This window comes from Pseudoruegeria sp. SHC-113 (assembly GCF_025376885.1).
Classification (GTDB): Bacteria; Pseudomonadota; Alphaproteobacteria; order Rhodobacterales; family Rhodobacteraceae; genus Pseudoruegeria.
The window spans coordinates 760,397-780,965 of the sequence record NZ_JAHUBR010000001.1 but is presented as its reverse complement, the minus strand read 5'-3'; the positions used below and the strand labels follow the sequence as shown (position 1 = coordinate 780,965).

Below are 20,569 nucleotides of genomic sequence, written 5' to 3'. Positions count from 1 at the left end.
AATCGCGCAGATTTGGCAAGGCAAAAGCCTTTGCCCACGTCCGCCCCTGTGAAACACTTTCCCAAAGGGAGGCACACATGGGACGTTTGCACGGAAAAACAGCCATCGTGACGGGCGCGGGCTCGGGCTTTGGCGCCGGGATCGCGCGCAAGTTCGCCGCCGAGGGCGCGCGGGTTATGGTGGCCGACATCAACATCGAGGCCGCGCGCAGCGTGGCCGAAGCGGTGGGCGGGATCGCCCAGCACGTCGATGTGTCGCTCAATGTCAGCGTGGAGCGCATGGCAAGGGCCGCCTTCGATACCTTCGGCCAGCTCGACATTCTCGTGAACAACGCAGGCATCACCCATCCGCCCATGCCGCTGGAGGATGTCTGGGAGGAGGAGTTCGACCGAGTGCTCGCGGTGAACGCCAAATCCGTCTACCTCACCGCCCGCCATATCGTGCCGCATATGAAGGCCCATGGTGCCGGGGCGATCCTCAACATCGCCTCTACGGCCGGTGTTTCGCCGCGCCCGCTCCTGAACTGGTACAACGCCTCCAAGGGCTGGATGATCACCGCCACCCGCACCATGGCTGTGGAGCTTGCGCCCGTAGGCATCCGCGTCAACGCGCTCAACCCCGTGGCCGGGGAAACGCCGCTTCTGGCCTCTTTCCTTGGCGAAGACACGCCGGAAATGCGCGCCAAATTCCTCTCCACCATCCCGCTCGGGCGCTTCTCGCAGCCCGAGGATCTGGGCAATGCCGCCTGTTTCCTTTGCTCGGAGGAGGCCGCTATGATCACCGGTGTCGCGTTGGAAGTGGATGGAGGCCGCTGCATATGAAGAAGGTGAATCTGGCTGAGAAGCTGGCGCAGATCAGCGCGCCTTGGTCGCCCCATATCGTGGCCAGTTACAACGGCAATGACGTGATGGTGGCGAAGTTTCAGGGGGAGTTTCCCTACCACGATCACCCGGATACGGACGATCTTTTCCTCGTGCTCGAAGGCGAGGTGCTGCTGGACGTAGGCAACGAAACCCATGTGCTCGGCCCCGGTGAGCTGTTCGTGGTACCCGCCGGTGTGCGCCACCGCCCGCGCTCTGTTGCGGAAGCCAAGGTGATGTTGATCGAACCCGCTGGCACGCCCAACACCGGCGATCCCGCAACCGCTGTGCACAAGCCCACAATCTGATGCGCAAAGGCCCCCGCAACCTGATCACCGATGTGGCCGGCCTGCGCGTCGGCAATGCCGAAGACGCGCGCGTTCTGACGGGCAGCACTGTGCTCGTGGGGGATGCACCCTTCACGGCGGCGGTCCACGTCATGGGCGGTGCGCCCGGCACGCGGGAAACAGATCTGCTTGCGCCCGACAAGACAGTGCAGCAGGTCGATGCGCTGGTGCTTTCCGGCGGCTCGGCCTTCGGGCTGGATGCGGCCTCGGGCGTGGCCGATGGCTTGCGCGCTGCGGGCCGGGGCTTTGATGTGGGTGGGCAAAAGGTGCCTATTGTCCCGGCGGCGATCTTGTTTGATCTGCTCAACGGCGGGCAGAAGGAATGGGCAGAGAACCCCTACAAGAGCCTTGGAAAAGCGGCGCTGGACGCCTCAGCGGAAGACTTCGCGCTCGGCGCGTCCGGCGCGGGAATTGGCGCCACAACGGCCACTGGCCGGGGCGGGCTGGGCTCGGCCTCGCTCGTGCTGCCGGGTGGGCAAACCGTGGGGGCCCTCGTGGCGGTGAACGCGCTGGGAAGCCCCACGGTGGGTGAGAGCCAGCACTTTTGGGCCGCGCCGTTCGAGCTGGACGGAGAGTTCGGCGGGCTGGGGCCAGCCCCCGCCGGGGCGTTTGACCCGCTCGCCTCCCCGCGCCTGAAAGGCGGGCCGGGAGAGAACACCACCATCGGCATTGTCGCCACCGACGCCACGCTCACGCAGGCCGGGGCCCAGCGCATGGCCACGGCCGCCCATGACGGCTACGCCCGCGCGCTCTACCCGTCGCACACGCCCTTTGACGGCGATCTGATCTTCGGGGTGAGCACCGGGGTGCGGCCGCTCGCCGATCCCGTCGCGGATCCCATCCTGCTGGGCCACGCCGCCGCGCTCTGCATGGCCCGGGCGATTGCGCGCGGGGTGTATGAGGCCAACTGAGCGGATGGTTTAAATCCATAATTGAAACAACCGCTTGCGCCCCTTCCATAGGGCAGCCCCCGGCCGTGGGCGGGGGAGAAGCCCCCGCAACAGGTAAACTGCACGCCTGAGGCGTGACGGGGCGGACGGGGGCTGCCCGGCGTGCCGCCAGGCAATAAAACAAGTCAAATTTCCCTTGTTTGCCGGCGTGCCTAGCCCAAAAGCACTTTCATCAACGGGCTCTCGGCCTCTTCCAACCCGTCGATCACATCGAAATGATGCCGCCCCCGATCGATCTGCAGCTCTGCGCCCTCCCAGGCCTCGGTGAGCCAGCGCGCCTGATCCAGAAAGGCCGGACGCTCTTCCGCGCCAACCCAGACAGTGGCAGGGCAAGCCAAAGGCGTATGGCGGATCGGGCTTTCAGACACCGCCTCTGCCGCGTCGATCCGCAGATCGGCATTCATCGACGTTTCCATCAGCGGGGCGAGATCGGAGAGCGGCGAAATTGGCACAACCTTCTGCAGCCGCGCCGCCACCTCAGCATCCAGCCCCACATCCGGGCACAGCATCCGCGCCACGAGGTGACCTCCGGCGGAATGCCCTGTAAGCACGATCGGCCCCCGCACCCGCGTGGCGGCGGCTTCCACGGCGCGGCGCACCTCTTGCGTGATCTCAGAAATCCGCGCCTCGGGCGCGAGCGTGTAGCTCGGCATCACCACAGCCCAGCCCGCCGCCTGCGCACCGGCGGCGAAGTGGGACCACAGCTTGTTGTCAAACCGCCGCCAGTAGCCGCCATGCACGAACACCATCAGCCCCTCGGGCCGTCCGGCGGGGAAGAACAGATCGAAACGCTGCCGCGCGCCTTCGCCATAGGGCAGGTTCAGCTGTGCCCGGCCCACGGCATGTTCCACCTCGCGCCAGTTGCGCGCGGCTTCCTCCCAGCGGAGCGGATAGGCGGCGGCATCGGGGATGAAATCGGCGTTGGCATAGGCGATATCGGCAGCAGACTGGCTCATCTCGGGCCTCCTTCAGCGCATATAGCTTTTCAGATCGGCATCCGGATCGGCAGCGGCCTCCGGCGGGATATTGCCCCCCGCATCCAGCACCTTCTTCGCCACCATATAGGCGCGCGGGTCCGACATGGCGTCCACGCTCAGAAGCTGCGCACCCGCGTAATACCAATGCGAGCCCGTGCCTTCCTTGGCACCAGCGCGCCGGATCACGCGATCATAGCCCGTATTCAGCCCGGTGATCTGCAGCTTCACGTCATACTGATCGGACCAGAACCACGGCTTGGCCTCGTAGGCCAGCGCCGCGCCCAGCATGTTGGCCGCCACAACTTCGGCCTGATCGATGGCATTGGGCACGCTCTCCAGCCGGATGCGCTGCCCCCGGAACGGAAAGGACGCACAATCGCCAGCCGCCCAGATATTGGGAGCGGAGGTGCGGCCCGTTTCATCGGTGCGGATCCCGTTCTCGATCGCAAGCCCGGCGGCTTCGGCCAAAGCCACATTGGGGCGGATGCCGATGCCGACGATGACGAAATCCACCGCGAGCGTGGTGCCATCGGAAAGCTCCGCCGCCGAAACGCGGCCCTCGCCGGTGAGCCGCGCAAGGCCGACGCCTTCGCGCAGATCCACGCTGTGGCTTTGGTGCAGGGCGCGGAAGAAATCCGCCGTCTCCGGCGCGGCGACGCGCTGCAGGATGCGCGGGGCCATTTCAACGAGCGTCACCTGCAGGCCCTTCTTCGCAGCCACGGCGGCGGCCTCCAGCCCGATGTAGCCGCCCCCCACGATCAGAACGCGGCGGCCTTCGGAAAACTCCTCCGCCATTGCGTCCACATCCGCCAGTCCGCGCACGGTGTAAACGCCGCCCAGATCGCCGCCGATCGCGGCAGGCAGCCGGATGGGGCTAGAGCCGGTGGTAAGCGCCAGTTGATCGAAGGGCAGCACCTCGCCTGTGGTCAGGGTCACATTGCCGGCCTCAGGGGCGATTGCGGCAACGCCCGTGCCCATGCGCAAGGCAATATCCTGCTCGGCATAGAAGCTCTCGGGCCGCAGGTAGAGCCGCTCCCGCGCCATCTCCCCCAGCAGATAGGCCTTGGAGAGCGGCGGGCGCTGGTAGGGCGGCACGGGCTCCTCGCCGATCAGGGTGATCGCATCCTCACAGCCCAGCGCGCGCAGCTTCGCCACCAGCGATGCCCCGGCCTGCCCGGCCCCCACAACGATGATCTGCCCCATGATGCGCCCCTTTCGCCAAATGCCCGTTTGGGCATCTATCCCGCAGCCCGCCCGCGCAGGCAAGCCGGGATGCGACATTCCACGAGCCCCCCGCGCGCCGCATGCCCTTGGCCCGGGGCCGCAAAGCGTCTACATCTTGGGCCGAACCGCATGAGGAAGGCCTCACCATGTCCAAAGCCCCCCTGACCCTCTATCTCGCCGCCCCGCGCGGCTTTTGTGCCGGTGTGGTGCGCGCGATCAAGATCGTGGAGATGGCCTTGGAGAAATGGGGCGCGCCCGTCTATGTGCGCCACGAGATCGTGCACAACAAATTCGTCGTGGACGGGCTGCGCGATCAGGGCGCCGTTTTCGTGGAAGAGCTCGACGAATGCCCGCCGGACCGCCCGGTGATCTTCTCGGCCCATGGTGTGCCCAAGGCGGTGCCTGCCGCCGCTGAGGCGCGCGAGATGGTCTATGTGGATGCCACCTGCCCGCTGGTGAGTAAGGTCCATATCGAGGCCGAGCGGCACCATGAGAACGGGCTGCAGATGATCATGATCGGCCACGCGGGCCACCCGGAGACAGTGGGCACCATGGGGCAGCTGCCCGAAGGCGAGGTGCTCTTGGTGGAGGAGCCCGGCGACGTGGCCACGCTTGAGGTGCGCGATCCGGAAAAGCTTGCGTATATCACGCAAACCACGCTCTCCATCGATGACACCGCCAATGTGGTGGCGGCGCTGAAAGCCCGCTTCCCCGCCATTGTCGGCCCCCACAAGGAAGACATCTGCTACGCCACCACCAACCGACAGCACGCGGTGAAGGAAATGGCCCCGAACTGCGACGCGATCCTCGTGATCGGCGCGCCGAACTCCTCCAACTCCAAGCGGCTGGTGGAAGTGGGCGCGGCGGCCGGGTGCAAGTATTCACAGCTCGTCCAACGCGCCGCCGACATCGACTGGCGCGCCCTTGAAGGCATCCGCTCCATCGGGCTCACCGCCGGTGCGAGCGCGCCGGAAGTGCTGGTGAACGAGGTGGTGGACGCCTTCCGCGCCCGCTACGAGGTGACGGTCGAGATGGTGGAAACCGCACAGGAGAACGTGGAGTTCAAAGTGCCGCGCGTGCTGCGGGTGCCTGCATGAGCACGATCCCCCGCGCCGCCCTGATCCTTGGCCTCGCGGGCGTGCTGCCCTTTGCCTGGGGCGCGCTGAGCCACCTGCTGCCCGATCTCACCGGCCCCCTGCGCAATCTGATGCCCGCGCGCTTCTCCGGCACTTCGGTGATGATCAGCTACGGGATCGTGATCCTTGCCTTCATGTCCGGCGTGCTCTGGGGCTTTGCCGCGCAGACGGCGGGGCGGATCGCCACCGTGGGCTATGTGCTGTCGGTGCTGCCCGCGCTCTGGGCCTTCTTCCTCGTCGGTTCAGGCCTGATGGCCCCGCTGGTGGCGCTGATGGTGGGCTTTACCGTGCTTCTGCTGTTTGACGGCTGGTTCTGGTGGCGCACGCTGGCGCCGCGCTGGTGGATGTGGCTGCGCATCCTGTTGACGGGGCTGGTGCTGCTCTGCCTCTATGTCGGGGTGAGTTTCTAACCGCGGAAGGCGGCCCCTGCATGATCAGCCCCGAGTTTCTTCTGACCGCTTTCATCGTTGTGCTCGCACCGGGAACGGGCGTGATCTACACGCTCGGTACCGGGCTTGCGCGTGGCAGCCGCGCCGCCGTGGCCGCCGCCTTCGGCTGTACGCTGGGGATCGTGCCGCATCTGCTGGCCGCGACGCTTGGGCTGGCCGCGCTGCTGCACACGAGTGCGCTGATCTTTCAGGTGGTGAAATTCGCCGGAGTCGCCTTCCTGCTCTACCTCGCGTGGCAGACGCTGAAAGAGGGCGGCAGCTTCGATGCGGAAGGCGCGGGCGCGAAAGCCCCCTTGCGCGCGGGGCCGATCGCGCTGAAGGGCGGGTTGATCAACATCCTGAACCCCAAGCTTTCGATCTTCTTCCTCGCTTTCCTGCCGCAGTTCCTGACGGCCAACCCCGCCACGGCCACGGCAGAAATGCTGCTTCTGGGTGCAGTTTTCATGGCGATGACCTTCGCGGTGTTCATCGCCTATGGCCTCTTTGCAGCCGCCGCGCGGGACCGCGTTCTGCGCTCCCCGCGCGCGCTGCGCTGGATGCGCCGCGCCTTTGCCGCCGCCTTTGCAGGGCTCGGGCTGAAACTCGCCACCGAGCGGCTGTAGCCCCCCATGTCCGACGCCGAAACCCTCGCCGTCTACGCGGCCAAGGCTTCTGACTATGCGCAGCTCGTCAGCCGGGGGCAGCCCGACGCCGATCTGCGCGCCTTCATGGCCGCCCTGCCCGCCCATGCGCGGGTGCTGGATCTGGGCTGCGGGCCGGGTAATTCGGCGCGGATGATGATGGACGCGGGCTTTGACGTGGAGGCCACGGACGCCGCGCCGGAAATGGTGGCGCTGGCCCGAAAGGCCGGGGTTGAAGCGCGGGTGGCGACGTTTGCCGATCTTGAAGCGATAGATCGCTACGATGGGATCTGGGCCAATTTCAGCCTGCTCCACGCCCCGCGCGCCGCCTTTTCCACCCATCTTCAGGCGATCAAACGCGCCCTGAAACCGGGCGGGCTGCTGCATCTGGGCATGAAGCTTGGCAGTGGCGAGGGGCGCGACGGGCTGGGGCGGTTCTACACCTACTATAGCGTTGAAGAGCTGGAAAACCTGCTTGCGCAGGCCGGATTCAGGGTGGCCGGAAAACGGTTTGGGGAAGCCGCAGGTTTGGCTGGCACAAGCGATCCCTTTGTCATACTGACCGCCCATGGCTGAACTGTTTGCATATACCGATGGCGCCTGTTCCGGGAACCCCGGCCCCGGCGGCTGGGGCGCGCTGCTGATCGCGCGCGAAGGCGAAACCGTGCTCAAGGAGCGCGAGCTGAAGGGCGGCGAGGCGGAGACCACCAACAACCGGATGGAGCTTCTGGCCGCGATCCACGCGCTGGAGGTGCTGGAGCGCCCTTCTACCCTCACCGTGGTGACCGACAGCGCCTATGTGAAGGGCGGCATCACCCAGTGGATGTATGGCTGGAAACGCAACGGCTGGAAAACCTCCACCAAGAAGCCGGTGAAGAACGAGGATCTCTGGCGGCGGCTGGATGAGGCGGTGAAGCGCCACACGGTGGAGTGGAAATGGGTCAAGGGCCACGCCGGCCACCCGGAAAACGAACGCGCCGATGAACTGGCGCGCGCCGGGATGGCCCCTTACAAACCAAAGAAGAGCAAGGCCGGGAAATGACGGCCTTCGCGCTGCTGGATCACACCTCGGTTTTCGTCTTCGCGCTGACGGGCGCGCTGGTGGCCAGCCGCGCGCAGCTTGATATCGTGGGTTTCATCTTCCTTGGCACGCTCACGGCTGTGGGCGGAGGGACGATCCGGGATCTTTTGCTGAACCGGGAAGCTGTCTTTTGGATTGCCTCGCCAAGCTATGTCGGCGTTGCCACGGCCGCGAGCATCCTGATCTACTTCACCGCCCCGATGCTCGAAAGCCGCAAGACGTGGATTGTCTGGCTTGATGCCGTTGCACTCTCGGTCGCCGTTTCGGTTGGGTTCGGCGTTGCTCTCGATCACGGGCATGGGCTTTTCGTGGTGGCGATGATGACGATGATCACCGGCACCATGGGGGGGCTGATGCGGGACGTGGTGGCCAATGAAGTGCCGCTGCTGCTCAATCAGGGCGAGATCTACGCCACGGCTTGCCTCGCCGGTGCGGCCTGCGGGATCGGCATGCTGGCACTGGGCGGCACGCTTGGGATGGCGATGTTTGTCGCCGCCGCCACAGCTTTTGTTTTGCGGGCGGGCTCTATTGCCTTCGGCTGGCGGCTGCCGCTCTACAAGCCGCGCCCGCCGCGGAACTAGGCTATTTACGCGCCTGGTACTGTTTCCAGAGCCACAGCAAGAGCATGGCGCCCAACACTGCGCCGACAAAGCCCGAGAGCATCCCGAAGAGCGAGCCCAATAGCCGCAGGATAAACCCGCCCAACAGCGCGCCGATGACGCCGATGGCGACGGTCGTGACGGTGTCGGTTTCCACATCCATCAGCCGGGTGGCAAGGAAGCCTGCGGCGGCACCGACGATGATCAGGACGAGAACGGACATGGCAGGCCTTCACTGGCTGCGCCGCGCAAGCGGCGAGGGAGCGCCAGAGATTTTATGCCTCCGGCGGAGATATTTATAGAACAAAGTAGGGGGCCCCGATCAAGGCCCTCAAGGCCCATGGCGTCATGTGAAGCGATCGGGAGGCGTGAAGCCGCGCAGGAGGTCTTCGGTTGTCATGGCGCGTTTGCCGTCGCGTTGGGCGGCAAGGATTTGCACCGCACCGGAGCCACAGGCGATGCGAAAGGTGCCAAGGTGGGTGCCGGGCGCGGCGTTGCCCTCGGCGAGGCGACTTTCGGTGAGTTTCAGGCGTTCGCCGCCTGCCTCGCACCATGCGCCCGGGAAAGGGGAGAGGCCGCGGATCTTGCGGTCCACGTCTTCTGCGGGGGCGGACCAGTCGATCCGGGCTTCGGATTTATCGATCTTTTCGGCGTAGGTCACGCCCTCCTCGGGCTGCGGCTCAGGCGTCAGGGTGGGGAGGGTGGCGAGGGCCTCGACGATCTTCTCGGCCCCCAGCAGGGAGAGGCGATCGTGCAGGCGGGCGGTGGTTTCCTCAGGGCCGATGGGCGTGGCGGCGCGCAACAGGACGGGGCCTGTATCGAGCCCGGCCTCCATCTGCATGATGCAGACGCCGGTTTCGGCATCGCCTGCGAGGATCGCGCGGTGGATCGGCGCGGCCCCGCGCCAGCGCGGCAGCAGCGAGGCGTGGATGTTGAGGCAGCCGTTGGTGGGGGCGTCCAGCACCGCCTGCGGCAGGATCAGACCATAAGCGACGACCACGGCGATGTCGGCCTGAAGCGCGGCGAAATCGGCCTGCGCGGCTTCGTTGCGCAGCGAGGTCGGGTGGCGAACCGGCAGGCCCAGCGCCTCGGCACGGGCGTGCACCGGCGTGGGGCGCTCCTTCTTGCCGCGGCCCGCCGGGCGCGGCGGCTGGCAATAGACGCAGGCGATCTCGTGCCCGGCTTCGATCAGCGCGTCCAGAACCGGCACTGAAAACTCCGGCGTTCCCATGAAGATGATGCGCATGCCTGCCTCCGACGCTGTGAGCCGGGGCGCGTGGCCCCTTACGCAGGCCTCTTAGCGCAAGGCGGGGTGGCGTGCCAGATGCATGGGAGCCTCACGCCCCTGCCAGCGCAGCGCCAGCCAGAGCACTGCGAGCAGCCCTGCCGCCTGCGAGAGGGCAAACCATGCGCCCAATGGCAGCGCCGCCAGTTCGGCGAGCATCAGGAGCGCCGCTGCCCCGTGTGCGACGCGGGCGAAGCGGCGCGGCAGGAACGTGCCGAGAAGGATCAACCCGAGGCTCACGGCCAGAGCGCCCGCCATCACGCCGCCTGCGCCCAGAAGCACCTGCGGATCGCAGATGAACGCGTTGATCAGCAGCGCGAGCCAGAGCGCGGTGAGCGTGGCGCGGGTGTCATCGGAGCGGTCACTGGGCAAAAGGGTCATCTTGGGCGTCCTCACGTCTATCGTGGGGATGAACCTACCCGGCGCGCTGTGCCCTGCACATTCACCAATTTCGCAGGGGCGATATGCGCAGATGCATGGGGGCGGCGCTCAGCCGTGCAGCTTGCGGCTCTTGCGGATCAGCATGTCGCGCTTGGTCTTGGAGAGGTGATCGACGAAGAGCTTGCCGTTGAGGTGATCGATCTGGTGCTGCACGGAGGTGGCCCAGAGGCCCACAAAATCGCGCTCCTCCATCTCGCCCTCGGCGTTCAGGAAGCGCACCGTCACCGCGCGGGGGCGTTCGATCACGGCGGAGACGCCGGGCAGGTTGGGGCTGGCTTCCTCGTGGCTGCGCATCTGGCTTGAGGCATGGAGGATTTCCGGGTTGGCCATGCGTACGGCCTGGCCGCGTTTCTCCGACGCATCCACCACCGCGAGGCGCAGCATCACGCCGATCTGGGGCGCGCCCATGCCGACGCCGGGCATGGCCTCCATCGTGTCGATCATGTCCTGCCAGGCGGTGCGGGCCTCCTCCGTGATCTCGGCAAGCTCGGACACGCGGGTGCGCAGGCGTTTGTCAGGGTAGCGCAGGCAGGGGCGGATCGTCATGGCTGGGCCTCGTATTGGGCTTCAAGGGGTGCACGGGCCTCGGGCGGAAGGCGGTCGAAGGTCACCAGCCCGTCGAGGTGATCGAGCTCGTGCTGGGCGCAGCGAGCGGCGAAGCCGGTGAGCGCGGCCTCCTGTTGCCCACCCGTTTCATCCAAGTAGCGGAGCGTGATCGCGAGCGGGCGGCGCACTAGGGCGGTGACTCCGGGGATCGACAGGCAGCCTTCTTCGCCTTCGCCGCGCTCTTCCGAGGATGAAACGACCTCGGGATTGATGCAGATGAGCGGCGCGGGCGCGCCCTCCTTCCACGTCACATCCATCACGAAAAGCCGCTTGAGCACGCCCACCTGTGGCGCGGCCAAGCCCCGGCCCGGGGCGGCATACATCGTTTCGAGCATATTCTGCGCGAGGGCGGCGGCGGCGGGAATGTCCGTGACCGCCTCGCAGACCGCAGCAAGGCGCGGATCCGGCCAGCGCAGGATCGCAAGGCGGCTCATGAGCGGGCGCGTTCGCGCTTCAGCTTCTGCATCTTGCGCGTGATCATCTGGCGCTTGAGCGGCTTCAGGTAATCGATGAAGAGCTTGCCGTCGAGGTGGTCGATCTCGTGCTGCACGCAGGTGGCCCAGAGCTTGTCGAACTTTGCCGACTCCTCCCCGCCCTCCGTCGAGAACCAGCGCACTTCCACTTCGGACGGCCGCGTGACCTCGGCATATTGCTCGGGGATCGACAGGCAGCCCTCTTCGTAGACGCTTGTATCTTCCGAAGACCACATCACCTGCGGGTTCACCATGACGATGGGCGCGGGATCGCCCTCGCCTTCCTTCACGCAATCCAGAACGATGATCCGCTGCAGCACACCGATTTGCGGCGCGGCAAGGCCAATGCCCGGTGCGTCGTACATGGTTTCCAGCATGTCGTCCGCCAGCTGTTTCAGCCCGGCATCGAAGGTGTCGATCTCATCGGCCACTTTCTTCAGGCGCGGATCGGGGTGGATCAGGATATCGCGTTTGCTCATGGCGCTCATGTAAGGCAGCCCTGCCCTTGGTGCAACGGGGTTGCGCTCGCGCGGTGAAGGTTTAGCGTGGCAGCGCAAGACAATCCGGAGACATCCATGAGCCTCGACACCGCCAGCCCCTTTGATGAGATCATCGACCGCCGGGGGAGCAATTCCTCCAAATGGGATCTGATGGAGCGCGCCTTTGGCGTGCCGCAGGAAGATGGGCTGGCGATGTGGATCGCGGATATGGATTTCCGCGCGCCGGACTTCTTGCAGGATGCCGTGAAAGCGCAGCTTGAAAAGGCCAACTACGGCTATTTCTGCGGGCTGGAGAGCTTCAACGAGTCCGTGCGCTGGTGGATGCAGGAGCGCCACGGCTGGGCGCTGGACACCGACCACATGTTCACGACCTACGGGTTGGGCCACGGCATCGCCATGGCGATCCAGTGCTTCACGGAGCCCGAGGATCACGTGGCGATCTTCTCGCCCGTCTACCACGAATTCGCGATCAAGATCGGCAAGACAGGCCGCAATCTGACGGAGCTTCCACTGATGCAGGAGGACGGCCGCTACACGATGGATTTCGCCGCCTACGACGGCATGATGACGGGCCGCGAGAAGATGGTGCTGTTTTCCTCGCCGCACAACCCGGCGGGGCGCGTCTGGACGCAGTCCGAACTCTCGCAACTGGCCGATTTCTGCAAGCACCACGATCTGATCCTTGTCTCCGACGAGATCCACCATGATCTGACCTTCCCGGGCCAGACCCACCTGCCGATGCCGGTCGCCTGCCCCGAGATCACGGACCGGCTGATCATCACCACCTCGGCCTCCAAGACGTTCAACATCGCGGGCACGCGCTGCGGCTGTGTGACGATCCCCGATCCGGCCCTGCGGGAGCGCTTCGGGCGGTTCTATCGTGGCTTCGACATCAACCCGAACCTCTTCGGGATCGTGCTGATGGAGGCCGCCTATTCCCCGGCGGGCGCGGCTTGGGTGGATGAGCTGCGGGCCTATCTGGCGGGCAATGCCGCGCTTTTTGGCGAGGGGATCGCCGCCATTCCGGGGCTTTCGTTCATGCCGATGGAGTCCACCTACCTCTCGTGGGTGGATTTCGCAGGCACGGGCATGGTGCGGGAGGAATTCCAGCGCCGGGTGTTCAAGGACGCGCGCATCGCCGCCACGCCGGGCCATACGCTGGGCACCGGGGGCGAGAGCTTCCTGCGCTTCAACCTCGGCATGCCGCGCGCCCGCGTGCAGGAAGCGGTGGAGCGGCTGGCGGCGGCCTTCGGCGATCTGCAATAGCGACGCTGCGCCCCGGCCATGCTATCCTTGGGCGGATGTTCAGGAGGAAACGGCATGGAAAAGGTGATCGGCTTTGGCGGGGTCTTCTTTCGCAGCAAGGATCCGGCGGCGCTCGCGGCCTGGTATGACACCCACCTCGGCATCGCGCAGGTGCCGCAGGATTTCGACAGCCAGCCCTGGACGCCCGAAGGTGGCCCCACCGTCTTCGCCCCTTTCCCGGCAGATACCGATTACTTCGGCGATCCGGCGCAGGCTTTCATGCTGAATTTCCGGGTGAGCGACATGGATGCAATGTTGGCGCAGCTGCGCGCCGCGGGAATTGAGGTGACGGAAAGCGATCCCATGCCCATCGGGCGCTTTGCGCGGCTGCAGGATCCGGAAGGCAACCCGATCGAGCTTTGGGAGCCGAAAGCGCCCTGACGGCTAGTGGCGCGGCAGGAAACCGGCAGGCTTGTTGTCCGGCTCGGCGAAATCCAATGCGGCGCTGTCTCGGATCGGGGAGCGGCGCTTGAAGATGTAACGCACCTCGTCGCCATCTGAGTCGGCCCGAACGATCAGGCATTGCGAAATCGGCCGGTTGCCTTCGTAAATCTCCACGAAGCCGCGCAAGCCCTTCTCGCCCTCGAGCGTGAAGCCTTCCTCTGTCATCGAGAGGATACGGAACACCTGATCGCCCGAATGCACCCGCAGGCGGGAGATGATCTTGGCATCGCGGCGGCGGGCCTGCTCCAGCCCTTCGCGCACTTCCCTGGGCAGATATTCCGACATGGCCGTGCTCCTTAATGAGTCTTAACGTGCCAGAGCCTAGCGGAGATTCAAGAATTTATTGTGAAGGCCCAAGGGCTTCCGCCCGCCTGATGCGCCTTCGGCACGCTCGCGCGCGCAGCAATTTCGCTTGCGCGCGCAGCAATATCCTAGGTGTTGTGGGGCTCCACCAGATCGACACCAACCACGGGCCGTAGCACGTGGGGCTTGGCCGGATCATAAAGGGCCGAGTCCTTGAAGTCGCGCCCTGACTCCAGCGCCGGGCCGACGAGAATCAGCGCCGTGCGGGTGATCTTCTCCGTGCGCACCTTCTGGCGGATATCAGTCAGCGTGCCGCGCAACAGGATCTGATCGGGCCAGCCCACGCGATAGGCCACCACCACGGGGCAGTCCGCGCCGTAGTGTGGGGTGAGCACGCGCTCGATCTCGCGCATGTTGCGCACCGCTAGGTGGATCGCCAGCGTCGCGCCGGTGCGGGCGAAATTCTCCAGCGTCTCGCCTGCGGGCATGGAGGTCGACTGCATCGACATGCGCGTCAGCACGATGGACTGCGCAATTTCTGGGATCGTCAGCTCCTGCCCCAACGCCGCCGCTGCTGCCGCATAGGCGGGCACGCCGGGGATGATCTCGTAAGCGATGCCATCGGCCTTCAGGCGGCGGATCTGCTCGGCGATCGCGCCGTAGAGCGAGGGATCGCCGGAATGCACGCGGGCGACATCCTCGCCACGCGCGTGCGCTGCCAAGATCTCGGCGTGGGTTTCCTCCAGCGTCATGGCGGCGGTGTCCATTACCCGCGCGCCCTCGGGTGCGCAGGCCACCACTTCAGCCGGCACCAGCGAGCCCGCATAGAGGCAGACAGGGCAGGCCCCGATGCGTTTCTGTGCCTTGAGCGTGAGCAGTTCCGGATCGCCCGGCCCGGCGCCGATGAAATAGACGGTCATGGTTGCTTCCTTCTTAAGCCGGTTTGGCAAGATCGCCGTCGATCTTGCGGGCATAGCCGCGCGGGGTGAACATGCGCGGCCCCTCGCCCAGCTGCGCAAGGCGGGAGTGGGACGAGCCGACGAGCACAACGGTGAGCATGTCCACCTCGTCCACCTCCAACTCGCTCAGTTTGCGGTAGCGGATGTGTTCTTCCGGGCGGCCCAGTGAGGAGGCCAGCATCACGGGCGTATCGGCGGGGCGGTGCTTGAGTAGGATCTCGCGGGCCTCGGCCAGCAGGGTGCGGCGGCGCATGGACACCGGATTGTAGAAGGCGATCACGAAATCGCCCTCGGCGGCGGCGTGCAGGCGCTTCACGATGTCCTCGCGCGGGGTGAGCAGATCGGAGAGTGATATGGCGCAGAAATCATGCCCCAGCGGCGCGCCAGCACGGGCAGCGGCCCCTTGCAGCGCGGAAACGCCGGGGGTGCAGATCACCTCCACGCGGCGCGCGGCATCCGTGACGCCCATGGCTTCGGGCCCACGGTCCAGCAGTTCGAACACCAACGCACCCATGGCGTAGATCCCCGCATCGCCCGAGCAGATCAGGGCCACGTTCTTGCCCTTGCCAGCCTGTTCCATCGCGAAGCGGCAGCGATCTTCCTCGCCGCCGAGCGGGAAATCGGAACGCTCCTTGCCCGCCGCGAGCGGGCCGAGCAGATCGATATAGAGCCCGTAGCCCACCAGCTCCTCGGCCTGCGCCACCAGCGCGCTGGCCTCGGGCGTGCGCCAGGAATGCTGACCGGGGCCGATGCCGATGATCGAGAGCCGCCCGCGCGCGCGGCCCGGCAGATCAAGGATCGGTTCGGGAGCTTTCGCCAGCGCCGCCGTTGTGTTGGCCGTCTTGCGCTTGGCCACGGCAAGCGTTCCGCCCTGCCCCGCTGCCGCCAGCGCGGCACCTTCGCTCACGCCGTGGCAGCCGACTTCGGCAAAGACGACCTCAGAGGGGGTTTCCAGCCGCGCGGCCTCGGCTTCCAACTCCTGCGCGGTGAAGAGGCGCAGGGGCACGCCAAGGCGCTGTGCGACGACGTTCATTGCGGGCTCATCGCCTTTCAGGTCGATGGAGTTCACGCTGGCCACGGCCTCCGGCGCGATGTTGGCCTCGGAGAGAACCTCCTGAACCAGCGCCCAGAGTTCCTCCGGGTCGGCGTTGCGCGCACAGCCCAGCCCGAGCGTATAGCTCTGCGGATGGTAGCGCAGATCGGCTTGGGAAGGAGTCTCGCCCACCGACATCGTAAGCGTGCCGGTGGCCGAGGCCTTCAGCCCAAAGATGTTTTCGCCTTCCACGCGCGGGGTTTCCCCGGCAAGCAGCCGCGCCATCACCGATTTCGCGTCTTGCGGGTTGGCCAGCCGATACCCTGCGGGCGGCGCATCCAGCGCCACACCCAGCGCCACATCGCCTGCCGTGGTGACGGCGGCGGTGGCCTCCAGCGCTTGCGCGATTTCGCTTGCCAAGCGGTTCGCCCCGCGATGGCCGCCCAGCAGCGGCACCACGACACCGCCATCATCTGAGACCGCCACCACCGGCGGCTCTTTGGTTTTATCCACCAACAAAGGCGCGACGGCACGGATCAGGATCCCGGCGGCGCAGACGCCGATCACCGGTGTGCCCGCGGCGAAAAGCGTGCGGATGTGCTCCAGCGCGTCCGGGAAGAAGGCATCGGCCACATCCACCCGGCCCTCGCGGCCATGAACGGGCGCGCCAAGGGCTTGCGCCACGCGGCGGGCGGTGGGTTCGCCGGAGCGGTTGAGGCAGATCACGATGGGGGTCAGAGCCATGGATCGGCACCTTTCGTCAGCAGAATCATCGAGAAATAGGGCGCGGTTTCCGGGGCTTCGCTTAACGGAAGCACCTTCTGCTCGGGCAGCGTCGCGCGCTCCACATAGGTGGCGCGGTGGGTCAGGCCGAGGCCGTCGAACACGCGCCGGATCTTGGGCAGGTGGCGGCCCACCTTCATCAGCACCACGCTCTCGGCCCCTTCCACGCGGGCGCGCAGTTCCGCCTCCGGCAGCGGGCCGGGCAGGATGGTGACGCGCTCATTGCGGGCCGACAGCGGCATCCCGGCCTCCGCCGCACAGGCGGTGACGGAGGTGACGCCGGGCACCACCTCCACCTCGAACCGCTGCGACAGCCGCGCGAAGAGATACATGAAGGAGCCGTAGAAGAAGGGATCGCCCTCGCAGAGGCAGACAACGTCCTCACCTGCCTCCAACACGACGGCGATTTCGGCCGCACCCTTGTCGTAGGCGGCCTGCGCCGGTTCGCGGGCGGGCGTCATCGGCACGTCCATCACGATCTCCCGTGCGCCGGCGGGGATCACATCGGCGGCGATGCGGCGGGCGAAGCTCTCGCCGCCCGCGAGCGCCGGATAGGCCACGGTGGTCGCCTGCGCGATCAGGCGGTGGGCCTTGAGAGTCATCAGCTCCGGGTTGCCGGGGCCGAGGCCCACGCCATAGAGCTTTCCGGGGGAACTCATCGCTTGATCAGGCTCCATTGGGTGACGGGCATCAGCGGCCGCCAGCCGGTGCGCGGGCCAACAGGCTCGGCGCGGTTCACCGAGAGCTTCACCAGATCGCCACCGTATTCCTTGTGCAGCGTCACGAGCACGCTTTCGCTCTCCAGCGTCACCGCATTGGCCACGAGCCGGCCCAGCGGGCGCAGGGCAGACCAAGCGGCTTCAAAGGTTTCGCGGGAGAGCCCGCCGCCGATGAAGATCGCATCCGGCGCTTCAAGGCCGTCCAGCGCTTCGGGCACCTGCCCGTCGCGCAGTTCGAGCTTGGGCGTGCCCAGCGCCAGCGCATTGGCGGCGGCCATGGCGCGGCGGTCGGCGCGGGGCTCGATGCCGATGGCGCGGGCGTAGCGCGCGGCGCGCATCCACTCCACGGCGACAGAGCCGCAGCCGGTTCCGATGTCCCACAGAAGCGCGCCGCGCATCGGCATGAGCTTGGCCAGCGTGGCCGCACGGACCTCGCGTTTCGTCATGGTGCCGTCGTGCTGGAAAAGATCATCCGCCAGCCCCGGCACACGCGGCAGAAGCGCGGCTTCAGGCAAGGCGATACATTCCACGGCCAGCGTGTTGAAGGCAGGTACCTCGTGGGACCAATCCTTGGCCAGCCCGTCAAAGCGCTCTTCCCGTGTGCCCCCCATCGCGGCCAGTACGCTCAGCCGGCTTTCGCCGAAGCCGCGCTCGGTGAGGAAGCGGGCAATCTGGGCGGGCGTCTCGGCCCCGGTGGTGAGGATCAGCAGGCGCTGGTGGGGCTGGATGAAGGCGATCATCTGCTCCACCGGGCGGCCATGCACGGTGAGCGTTTCGAGATCCGCCATCGACCAGCCCATCCGCGCGGCGGCCAGCTGGAAGGCTGAAAGCTGTGGGTGATAGGTGATTTCGCCGGGCGGAATCGCCCGGCCGATGCGCGCGCCAACCGAATACCAGAGCGGATCGCCCGTGGCCAAAACCACCACCCGCTTGCCTTTGAGGCCTTCGAGCTGGTCGATCAGCGCGTCAAAGGGCGAGGGCCAGGCAAGGCGCTCCGCCGTGAGGCTGTCGGACAGCGCATGGTGGCGCTCGCCGCCGATGATCACCTCGGCGGCCTCCACCACGGCGCGGGTGGCCGGGGTGAGGCCCTCCATCCCGTCTTCGCCGATGCCGACGATATGCAGCCAGGCCTGAGAGCTCATTGCAGTTTTCCTTCTTCGGGCAGCCCTGCCGCCAGCGCGTTGACAGCGGCGGAGGCGATGGCGGAGCCGCCGCGGCGGCCCCGGAGCGCGACGAAATCGCAGCCGCGCGGGTTGGCGGCCAGTTCGGCCTTGCTTTCGGCAGCCCCCACGAAGCCCACCGGGAATCCGAGGATCACGGCGGGTTTCGGCGCGCCGGCGTCGAGCAGTTCGAGCAGATGGAACAGTGCCGTGGGCGCATTGCCGATGGCAACGACCGCGCCCTCCAGATGCTCGGCCCAAAGCTCCACGGCGGCGGCGGAGCGGGTGTTGCCGATTTCCTGCGCCATGCCCGGCACGCGGGGATCGTTGAGGGTCACGATGACCTCGTTCTCAGCCGGTAAGTAGCGGCGGATGATGCCCGCGCCGACCATCTCGCAATCGCACAGAATCGGCGCGCCTTTGGCGAGCGCGGCCTGCCCGGCGCGATACGCGTTTTCCGAGAAGGCCAGCCTGTCGGCCACCTCGACCATGCCGCAGGCGTGGATCAGACGAATTGCCAGCCGCTCCATGCCGGGCGGGAAGCGATCCAGCCTTGCTTCGCGCCGGACGGTGGCGAAGCTTTCGGCGTAGATCGCCTGCGGATCTTTCTCATAGGGGCGCATATTTGCCCTGCCTCAGGTCTGGCGGGAGGCTGGGGAGCCTCCGGCGGGGATATTTGAAGAACAAAGTGGGGGCCCAAGCGGGGAGCTTATGCCTTTGCCTTGCGGGCGCTTTCGGGCCCGTGGGGGTGTTTGGCGTGGGGGTATTCCGGGTGGTGGTGATCATGATCGTGGTGGTGATCGTGGTCATGGTGGTGGCTGTCATCGTGATGATGATGATGGTGGTACCCATCGCCATGGTGGTGGTGGTGATGATGGTGGTGATGCGCCTTTTCGAGGCGGCAGAGGCCGGTGCAGAAGGTCGAGCACAGGCTGCAATCGGCCACGTTAGAGCCGGGGGCGGAAGCACCCTGCCCTTCGACGTGGTGGTGATGGCTTTCCTGCACCGCGCCCAGCTCAGCCTCGAACCCCAGCACCTCGGTGCGGTATTTGCACATGACGCAGGTCGGCGGCGGTGTATCGGCGAAGGCGGGATGGCTGGCGCGATCTTCGATGGCGACATGCACTGGGGCCTGCCCTTCGATCGAGAGCACCTGTGAGCGGTAGCCGCAGGTGCCGCAATTGGGCGGCGGGTTGGCCCCGGCCTGTTCGCGCACGCGTTCGGCGAAGGTTTCCAGCACCTTGGGGTGATCGTTCAGGTAGCCCGCCTTCACGAATTCAATGCCGGGGTGTTCGGCCGCTACCTGATCGGTGAAGCCGTAGATGCGGTCGATCAGGATGCCGGTGAAGAGGAAATAGGGGAAGACGACGATGCGCTTGTAGCCCAGTTTCGCAGCATGTTGCAGGCAGGGCTCCACCAGCGGAAAGGTGACGCCGGAATAGCCAACCTCGCACCAGCCAAAGCCGATGCCCTCGTGCAGCAGCCGCGCGATCTTGGCGACATTGGCGTTGGCATCCGGGTCCGAGGCCCCGCGCCCGATCACGACGAGGCAGGTCTCCTCCAGCGGCACGGGGCCGCTTTCGGCATCCGCCTGCGCCACGGCCTCCCGGATGCGCCCGGCGGCGGCGGCGATCATCTTCGGGTCCACGCCCAACTCGCGCCCGTAGGAGACCTCGATGCCATGTTTGGCGGCATAGCTGTTGAGCACGGTGGGGATGTCGTTCTTGGCGTGCATCGCGGCAAAGAGCATCCCCGGCACCGCGAGGATGCGCTCGCAGCCCTGTTCGCGCAGGCGGTCCAGCCCGTCGCGGATCACCGGGTTTGCAAATTCGAGATAGCCGTAGTCGACCTTCCACTCCGGCGGCAGAAGCGCGGGGAGTTTCTCGGCCAGCACGGCAAATTCATCGACGGCAGCCTGGCTCCGGGAGCCGTGGCCGCAGATCATCACGCCCGTCTTCACCTCGCTCATGGCTCAGGCGTCCTGCGGGGTGGCGTCGCTGGCGTCATCCTCTGAGGCCTCGGCCTCGCTTTCCGCCTTGCGCCCGCCCTTGAGCGCCGCCCAGAGCGAGATGGCGATGGCCGCGCCGATGGCGGCCCCCGCGACCCAGTGATCATGGCCCGCGCCCGCCACATCCGCGATATGCCCGGTATGGGCCACTGCCATGCCCGGCAGGACGAGCGTCAGGGGGAAGAGAATGGCTTTCACGATGTGGCTCCTTTTCGCGGCTTTGGACCGGGCAAAGGCAGCCGTGCAGCCCGCGCGGGGCTGCCATCCGACGACGCAGCCTCTGCATCCCCAGATTGGGTCGATGCGC

27 protein-coding genes are annotated in these 20,569 nt (G+C 66.6%); 11 read left to right on the top strand and 16 right to left on the bottom strand.

What is annotated here, in order from left to right; all coding sequences use genetic code 11:
- Positions 1-77: 77 nt before the first annotated feature.
- The 3 genes from KVX96_RS03920 to KVX96_RS03910 are packed head-to-tail and all read left to right on the top strand — an operon-like array spanning position 78 to position 2,118.
- A complete protein-coding gene (locus tag KVX96_RS03920) occupies positions 78-821 on the top strand; it encodes an SDR family oxidoreductase (protein WP_261192946.1) in 744 nt (247 codons plus the stop codon).
- Positions 818-1,168, top strand: coding sequence for a cupin domain-containing protein (locus KVX96_RS03915; protein ID WP_261192945.1), 351 nt, complete (start codon positions 818-820; stop codon positions 1,166-1,168). Before KVX96_RS03920 ends, KVX96_RS03915 begins: the two co-directional genes overlap by 4 nt.
- Positions 1,168-2,118, top strand: coding sequence for a P1 family peptidase (locus tag KVX96_RS03910; protein ID WP_261192944.1), 951 nt, complete (start codon positions 1,168-1,170; stop codon positions 2,116-2,118). Before KVX96_RS03915 ends, KVX96_RS03910 begins: the two co-directional genes overlap by 1 nt.
- A gap of 191 nt (positions 2,119-2,309) precedes the next feature.
- Here the strand turns inward: KVX96_RS03910 and KVX96_RS03905 are convergent, their stop codons facing one another.
- Positions 2,310-3,113: an alpha/beta hydrolase gene (locus KVX96_RS03905; protein ID WP_261192943.1), complete on the bottom strand. Its 804-nt coding sequence runs from the start codon at positions 3,111-3,113 to the stop codon at positions 2,310-2,312.
- 12 nt (positions 3,114-3,125) lie between these two features.
- A complete protein-coding gene (locus KVX96_RS03900) occupies positions 3,126-4,337 on the bottom strand; it encodes an NAD(P)/FAD-dependent oxidoreductase (RefSeq protein WP_261192942.1) in 1,212 nt (403 codons plus the stop codon).
- 167 nt (positions 4,338-4,504) lie between these two features.
- Between KVX96_RS03900 and ispH the strand changes: the two genes are divergently transcribed.
- From ispH to KVX96_RS03870, 6 genes are read left to right on the top strand one after another with little or no spacing between them, the layout of a single operon-like run.
- Positions 4,505-5,455 carry a 4-hydroxy-3-methylbut-2-enyl diphosphate reductase gene (gene ispH / locus KVX96_RS03895; protein ID WP_261192941.1) on the top strand — a complete coding sequence of 317 codons (951 nt, stop codon included), beginning with the start codon at positions 4,505-4,507 and terminating at the stop codon, positions 5,453-5,455.
- Positions 5,452-5,904: a DUF3429 domain-containing protein gene (locus tag KVX96_RS03890; RefSeq protein ID WP_261192940.1), complete on the top strand. Its 453-nt coding sequence runs from the start codon at positions 5,452-5,454 to the stop codon at positions 5,902-5,904. Before ispH ends, KVX96_RS03890 begins: the two co-directional genes overlap by 4 nt.
- Positions 5,905-5,924: 20 nt before the next feature.
- Positions 5,925-6,545, top strand: a complete 621-nt coding sequence (locus KVX96_RS03885) for a LysE family translocator (protein ID WP_261192938.1) — start codon at positions 5,925-5,927, stop codon at positions 6,543-6,545.
- 6 nt (positions 6,546-6,551) lie between these two features.
- A complete protein-coding gene (locus KVX96_RS03880) occupies positions 6,552-7,139 on the top strand; it encodes a class I SAM-dependent DNA methyltransferase (RefSeq protein WP_261192936.1) in 588 nt (195 codons plus the stop codon).
- Positions 7,132-7,605 (top strand): ribonuclease HI, encoded by a 474-nt coding sequence (gene rnhA, locus KVX96_RS03875; protein WP_261192935.1) that lies wholly within the window; start codon positions 7,132-7,134, stop codon positions 7,603-7,605. Before KVX96_RS03880 ends, rnhA begins: the two co-directional genes overlap by 8 nt.
- A complete protein-coding gene (locus KVX96_RS03870) occupies positions 7,602-8,225 on the top strand; it encodes a trimeric intracellular cation channel family protein (RefSeq protein WP_261192934.1) in 624 nt (207 codons plus the stop codon). Before rnhA ends, KVX96_RS03870 begins: the two co-directional genes overlap by 4 nt.
- Before the next feature lies 1 nt (position 8,226).
- On the opposite strand, the gene KVX96_RS03865 is transcribed toward KVX96_RS03870, so the two are convergent.
- From KVX96_RS03865 to def (KVX96_RS03840), 6 genes are all read right to left on the bottom strand, one after another.
- The gene (locus KVX96_RS03865) at positions 8,227-8,466 is read right to left on the bottom strand and encodes a GlsB/YeaQ/YmgE family stress response membrane protein (protein ID WP_261192933.1); all 240 of its coding nucleotides are present in this window, start codon (positions 8,464-8,466) and stop codon (positions 8,227-8,229) included.
- Positions 8,467-8,589: 123 nt separating this feature from the next.
- Complete coding sequence (gene fmt / locus KVX96_RS03860; protein ID WP_261192932.1) at positions 8,590-9,489, bottom strand: methionyl-tRNA formyltransferase; 900 nt, start codon at positions 9,487-9,489, stop codon at positions 8,590-8,592.
- A 51-nt stretch (positions 9,490-9,540) separates the two neighbouring features.
- Complete coding sequence (locus KVX96_RS03855) at positions 9,541-9,909, bottom strand: hypothetical protein (RefSeq protein ID WP_261192931.1); 369 nt, start codon at positions 9,907-9,909, stop codon at positions 9,541-9,543.
- 108 nt (positions 9,910-10,017) lie between these two features.
- Positions 10,018-10,515, bottom strand: coding sequence for a peptide deformylase (gene def, locus KVX96_RS03850; protein WP_261192930.1), 498 nt, complete (start codon positions 10,513-10,515; stop codon positions 10,018-10,020).
- Positions 10,512-11,009 carry a peptide deformylase gene (def, locus tag KVX96_RS03845; RefSeq protein ID WP_261192929.1) on the bottom strand — a complete coding sequence of 166 codons (498 nt, stop codon included), beginning with the start codon at positions 11,007-11,009 and terminating at the stop codon, positions 10,512-10,514. Before def (KVX96_RS03845) ends, def (KVX96_RS03850) begins: the two co-directional genes overlap by 4 nt.
- Positions 11,006-11,527: a peptide deformylase gene (gene def, locus KVX96_RS03840; protein WP_261192928.1), complete on the bottom strand. Its 522-nt coding sequence runs from the start codon at positions 11,525-11,527 to the stop codon at positions 11,006-11,008. Before def (KVX96_RS03840) ends, def (KVX96_RS03845) begins: the two co-directional genes overlap by 4 nt.
- Before the next feature lie 96 nt (positions 11,528-11,623).
- On the opposite strand from def (KVX96_RS03840), the gene KVX96_RS03835 reads away from it, so the two are divergent.
- A complete protein-coding gene (locus tag KVX96_RS03835; protein ID WP_261192927.1) occupies positions 11,624-12,814 on the top strand; it encodes a MalY/PatB family protein in 1,191 nt (396 codons plus the stop codon).
- A 54-nt stretch (positions 12,815-12,868) separates the two neighbouring features.
- Positions 12,869-13,234 carry a VOC family protein gene (locus KVX96_RS03830; RefSeq protein WP_261192926.1) on the top strand — a complete coding sequence of 122 codons (366 nt, stop codon included), beginning with the start codon at positions 12,869-12,871 and terminating at the stop codon, positions 13,232-13,234.
- Between the two features lie 3 nt (positions 13,235-13,237).
- Here KVX96_RS03830 and KVX96_RS03825 read toward each other — a convergent pair whose 3' ends face one another.
- The 8 genes from KVX96_RS03825 to KVX96_RS03790 all read right to left on the bottom strand — a co-directional run bounded on the left by KVX96_RS03825 (position 13,238) and on the right by KVX96_RS03790 (position 20,460).
- Entirely contained in the window at positions 13,238-13,582 is a 345-nt protein-coding gene (locus KVX96_RS03825) for a hypothetical protein (RefSeq protein ID WP_261192925.1), read from the bottom strand.
- A gap of 146 nt (positions 13,583-13,728) precedes the next feature.
- Positions 13,729-14,520: a precorrin-4 C(11)-methyltransferase gene (gene cobM / locus KVX96_RS03820; protein WP_261192924.1), complete on the bottom strand. Its 792-nt coding sequence runs from the start codon at positions 14,518-14,520 to the stop codon at positions 13,729-13,731.
- Positions 14,521-14,533: 13 nt separating this feature from the next.
- Positions 14,534-16,336, bottom strand: a complete 1,803-nt coding sequence (cobJ, locus tag KVX96_RS03815; RefSeq protein ID WP_261192923.1) for a precorrin-3B C(17)-methyltransferase — start codon at positions 16,334-16,336, stop codon at positions 14,534-14,536.
- Entirely contained in the window at positions 16,327-17,034 is a 708-nt protein-coding gene (cobI, locus tag KVX96_RS03810) for a precorrin-2 C(20)-methyltransferase (protein ID WP_261192922.1), read from the bottom strand. Before cobI ends, cobJ begins: the two co-directional genes overlap by 10 nt.
- The gene (gene cbiE, locus KVX96_RS03805; RefSeq protein ID WP_261192921.1) at positions 17,031-18,236 is read right to left on the bottom strand and encodes a precorrin-6y C5,15-methyltransferase (decarboxylating) subunit CbiE; all 1,206 of its coding nucleotides are present in this window, start codon (positions 18,234-18,236) and stop codon (positions 17,031-17,033) included. Before cbiE ends, cobI begins: the two co-directional genes overlap by 4 nt.
- The gene (locus KVX96_RS03800) at positions 18,233-18,877 is read right to left on the bottom strand and encodes a precorrin-8X methylmutase (RefSeq protein WP_261192920.1); all 645 of its coding nucleotides are present in this window, start codon (positions 18,875-18,877) and stop codon (positions 18,233-18,235) included. Before KVX96_RS03800 ends, cbiE begins: the two co-directional genes overlap by 4 nt.
- A gap of 86 nt (positions 18,878-18,963) precedes the next feature.
- Positions 18,964-20,223, bottom strand: a complete 1,260-nt coding sequence (locus KVX96_RS03795) for a sirohydrochlorin chelatase (protein WP_261192918.1) — start codon at positions 20,221-20,223, stop codon at positions 18,964-18,966.
- Positions 20,224-20,226: 3 nt separating this feature from the next.
- Positions 20,227-20,460 carry a DUF6732 family protein gene (locus KVX96_RS03790; RefSeq protein ID WP_261192917.1) on the bottom strand — a complete coding sequence of 78 codons (234 nt, stop codon included), beginning with the start codon at positions 20,458-20,460 and terminating at the stop codon, positions 20,227-20,229.
- Between the last annotated feature and the right edge of the window lie 109 nt (positions 20,461-20,569).

Coding starts and splice junctions, on each gene's coding strand:
- KVX96_RS03920 (WP_261192946.1), top strand. CDS start 78: ATGGGACGTTTGCACGGAAAAACAGCCATCGTGACGGGCGCGGGCTCG.
- KVX96_RS03915 (WP_261192945.1), top strand. CDS start 818: ATGAAGAAGGTGAATCTGGCTGAGAAGCTGGCGCAGATCAGCGCGCCT.
- KVX96_RS03910 (WP_261192944.1), top strand. CDS start 1,168: ATGCGCAAAGGCCCCCGCAACCTGATCACCGATGTGGCCGGCCTGCGC.
- KVX96_RS03905 (WP_261192943.1), bottom strand. CDS start 3,113: ATGAGCCAGTCTGCTGCCGATATCGCCTATGCCAACGCCGATTTCATC.
- KVX96_RS03900 (WP_261192942.1), bottom strand. CDS start 4,337: ATGGGGCAGATCATCGTTGTGGGGGCCGGGCAGGCCGGGGCATCGCTG.
- ispH (WP_261192941.1), top strand. CDS start 4,505: ATGTCCAAAGCCCCCCTGACCCTCTATCTCGCCGCCCCGCGCGGCTTT.
- KVX96_RS03890 (WP_261192940.1), top strand. CDS start 5,452: ATGAGCACGATCCCCCGCGCCGCCCTGATCCTTGGCCTCGCGGGCGTG.
- KVX96_RS03885 (WP_261192938.1), top strand. CDS start 5,925: ATGATCAGCCCCGAGTTTCTTCTGACCGCTTTCATCGTTGTGCTCGCA.
- KVX96_RS03880 (WP_261192936.1), top strand. CDS start 6,552: ATGTCCGACGCCGAAACCCTCGCCGTCTACGCGGCCAAGGCTTCTGAC.
- rnhA (WP_261192935.1), top strand. CDS start 7,132: ATGGCTGAACTGTTTGCATATACCGATGGCGCCTGTTCCGGGAACCCC.
- KVX96_RS03870 (WP_261192934.1), top strand. CDS start 7,602: ATGACGGCCTTCGCGCTGCTGGATCACACCTCGGTTTTCGTCTTCGCG.
- KVX96_RS03865 (WP_261192933.1), bottom strand. CDS start 8,466: ATGTCCGTTCTCGTCCTGATCATCGTCGGTGCCGCCGCAGGCTTCCTT.
- fmt (WP_261192932.1), bottom strand. CDS start 9,489: ATGCGCATCATCTTCATGGGAACGCCGGAGTTTTCAGTGCCGGTTCTG.
- KVX96_RS03855 (WP_261192931.1), bottom strand. CDS start 9,909: ATGACCCTTTTGCCCAGTGACCGCTCCGATGACACCCGCGCCACGCTC.
- def (WP_261192930.1), bottom strand. CDS start 10,515: ATGACGATCCGCCCCTGCCTGCGCTACCCTGACAAACGCCTGCGCACC.
- def (WP_261192929.1), bottom strand. CDS start 11,009: ATGAGCCGCCTTGCGATCCTGCGCTGGCCGGATCCGCGCCTTGCTGCG.
- def (WP_261192928.1), bottom strand. CDS start 11,527: ATGAGCAAACGCGATATCCTGATCCACCCCGATCCGCGCCTGAAGAAA.
- KVX96_RS03835 (WP_261192927.1), top strand. CDS start 11,624: ATGAGCCTCGACACCGCCAGCCCCTTTGATGAGATCATCGACCGCCGG.
- KVX96_RS03830 (WP_261192926.1), top strand. CDS start 12,869: ATGGAAAAGGTGATCGGCTTTGGCGGGGTCTTCTTTCGCAGCAAGGAT.
- KVX96_RS03825 (WP_261192925.1), bottom strand. CDS start 13,582: ATGTCGGAATATCTGCCCAGGGAAGTGCGCGAAGGGCTGGAGCAGGCC.
- cobM (WP_261192924.1), bottom strand. CDS start 14,520: ATGACCGTCTATTTCATCGGCGCCGGGCCGGGCGATCCGGAACTGCTC.
- cobJ (WP_261192923.1), bottom strand. CDS start 16,336: ATGGCTCTGACCCCCATCGTGATCTGCCTCAACCGCTCCGGCGAACCC.
- cobI (WP_261192922.1), bottom strand. CDS start 17,034: ATGAGTTCCCCCGGAAAGCTCTATGGCGTGGGCCTCGGCCCCGGCAAC.
- cbiE (WP_261192921.1), bottom strand. CDS start 18,236: ATGAGCTCTCAGGCCTGGCTGCATATCGTCGGCATCGGCGAAGACGGG.
- KVX96_RS03800 (WP_261192920.1), bottom strand. CDS start 18,877: ATGCGCCCCTATGAGAAAGATCCGCAGGCGATCTACGCCGAAAGCTTC.
- KVX96_RS03795 (WP_261192918.1), bottom strand. CDS start 20,223: ATGAGCGAGGTGAAGACGGGCGTGATGATCTGCGGCCACGGCTCCCGG.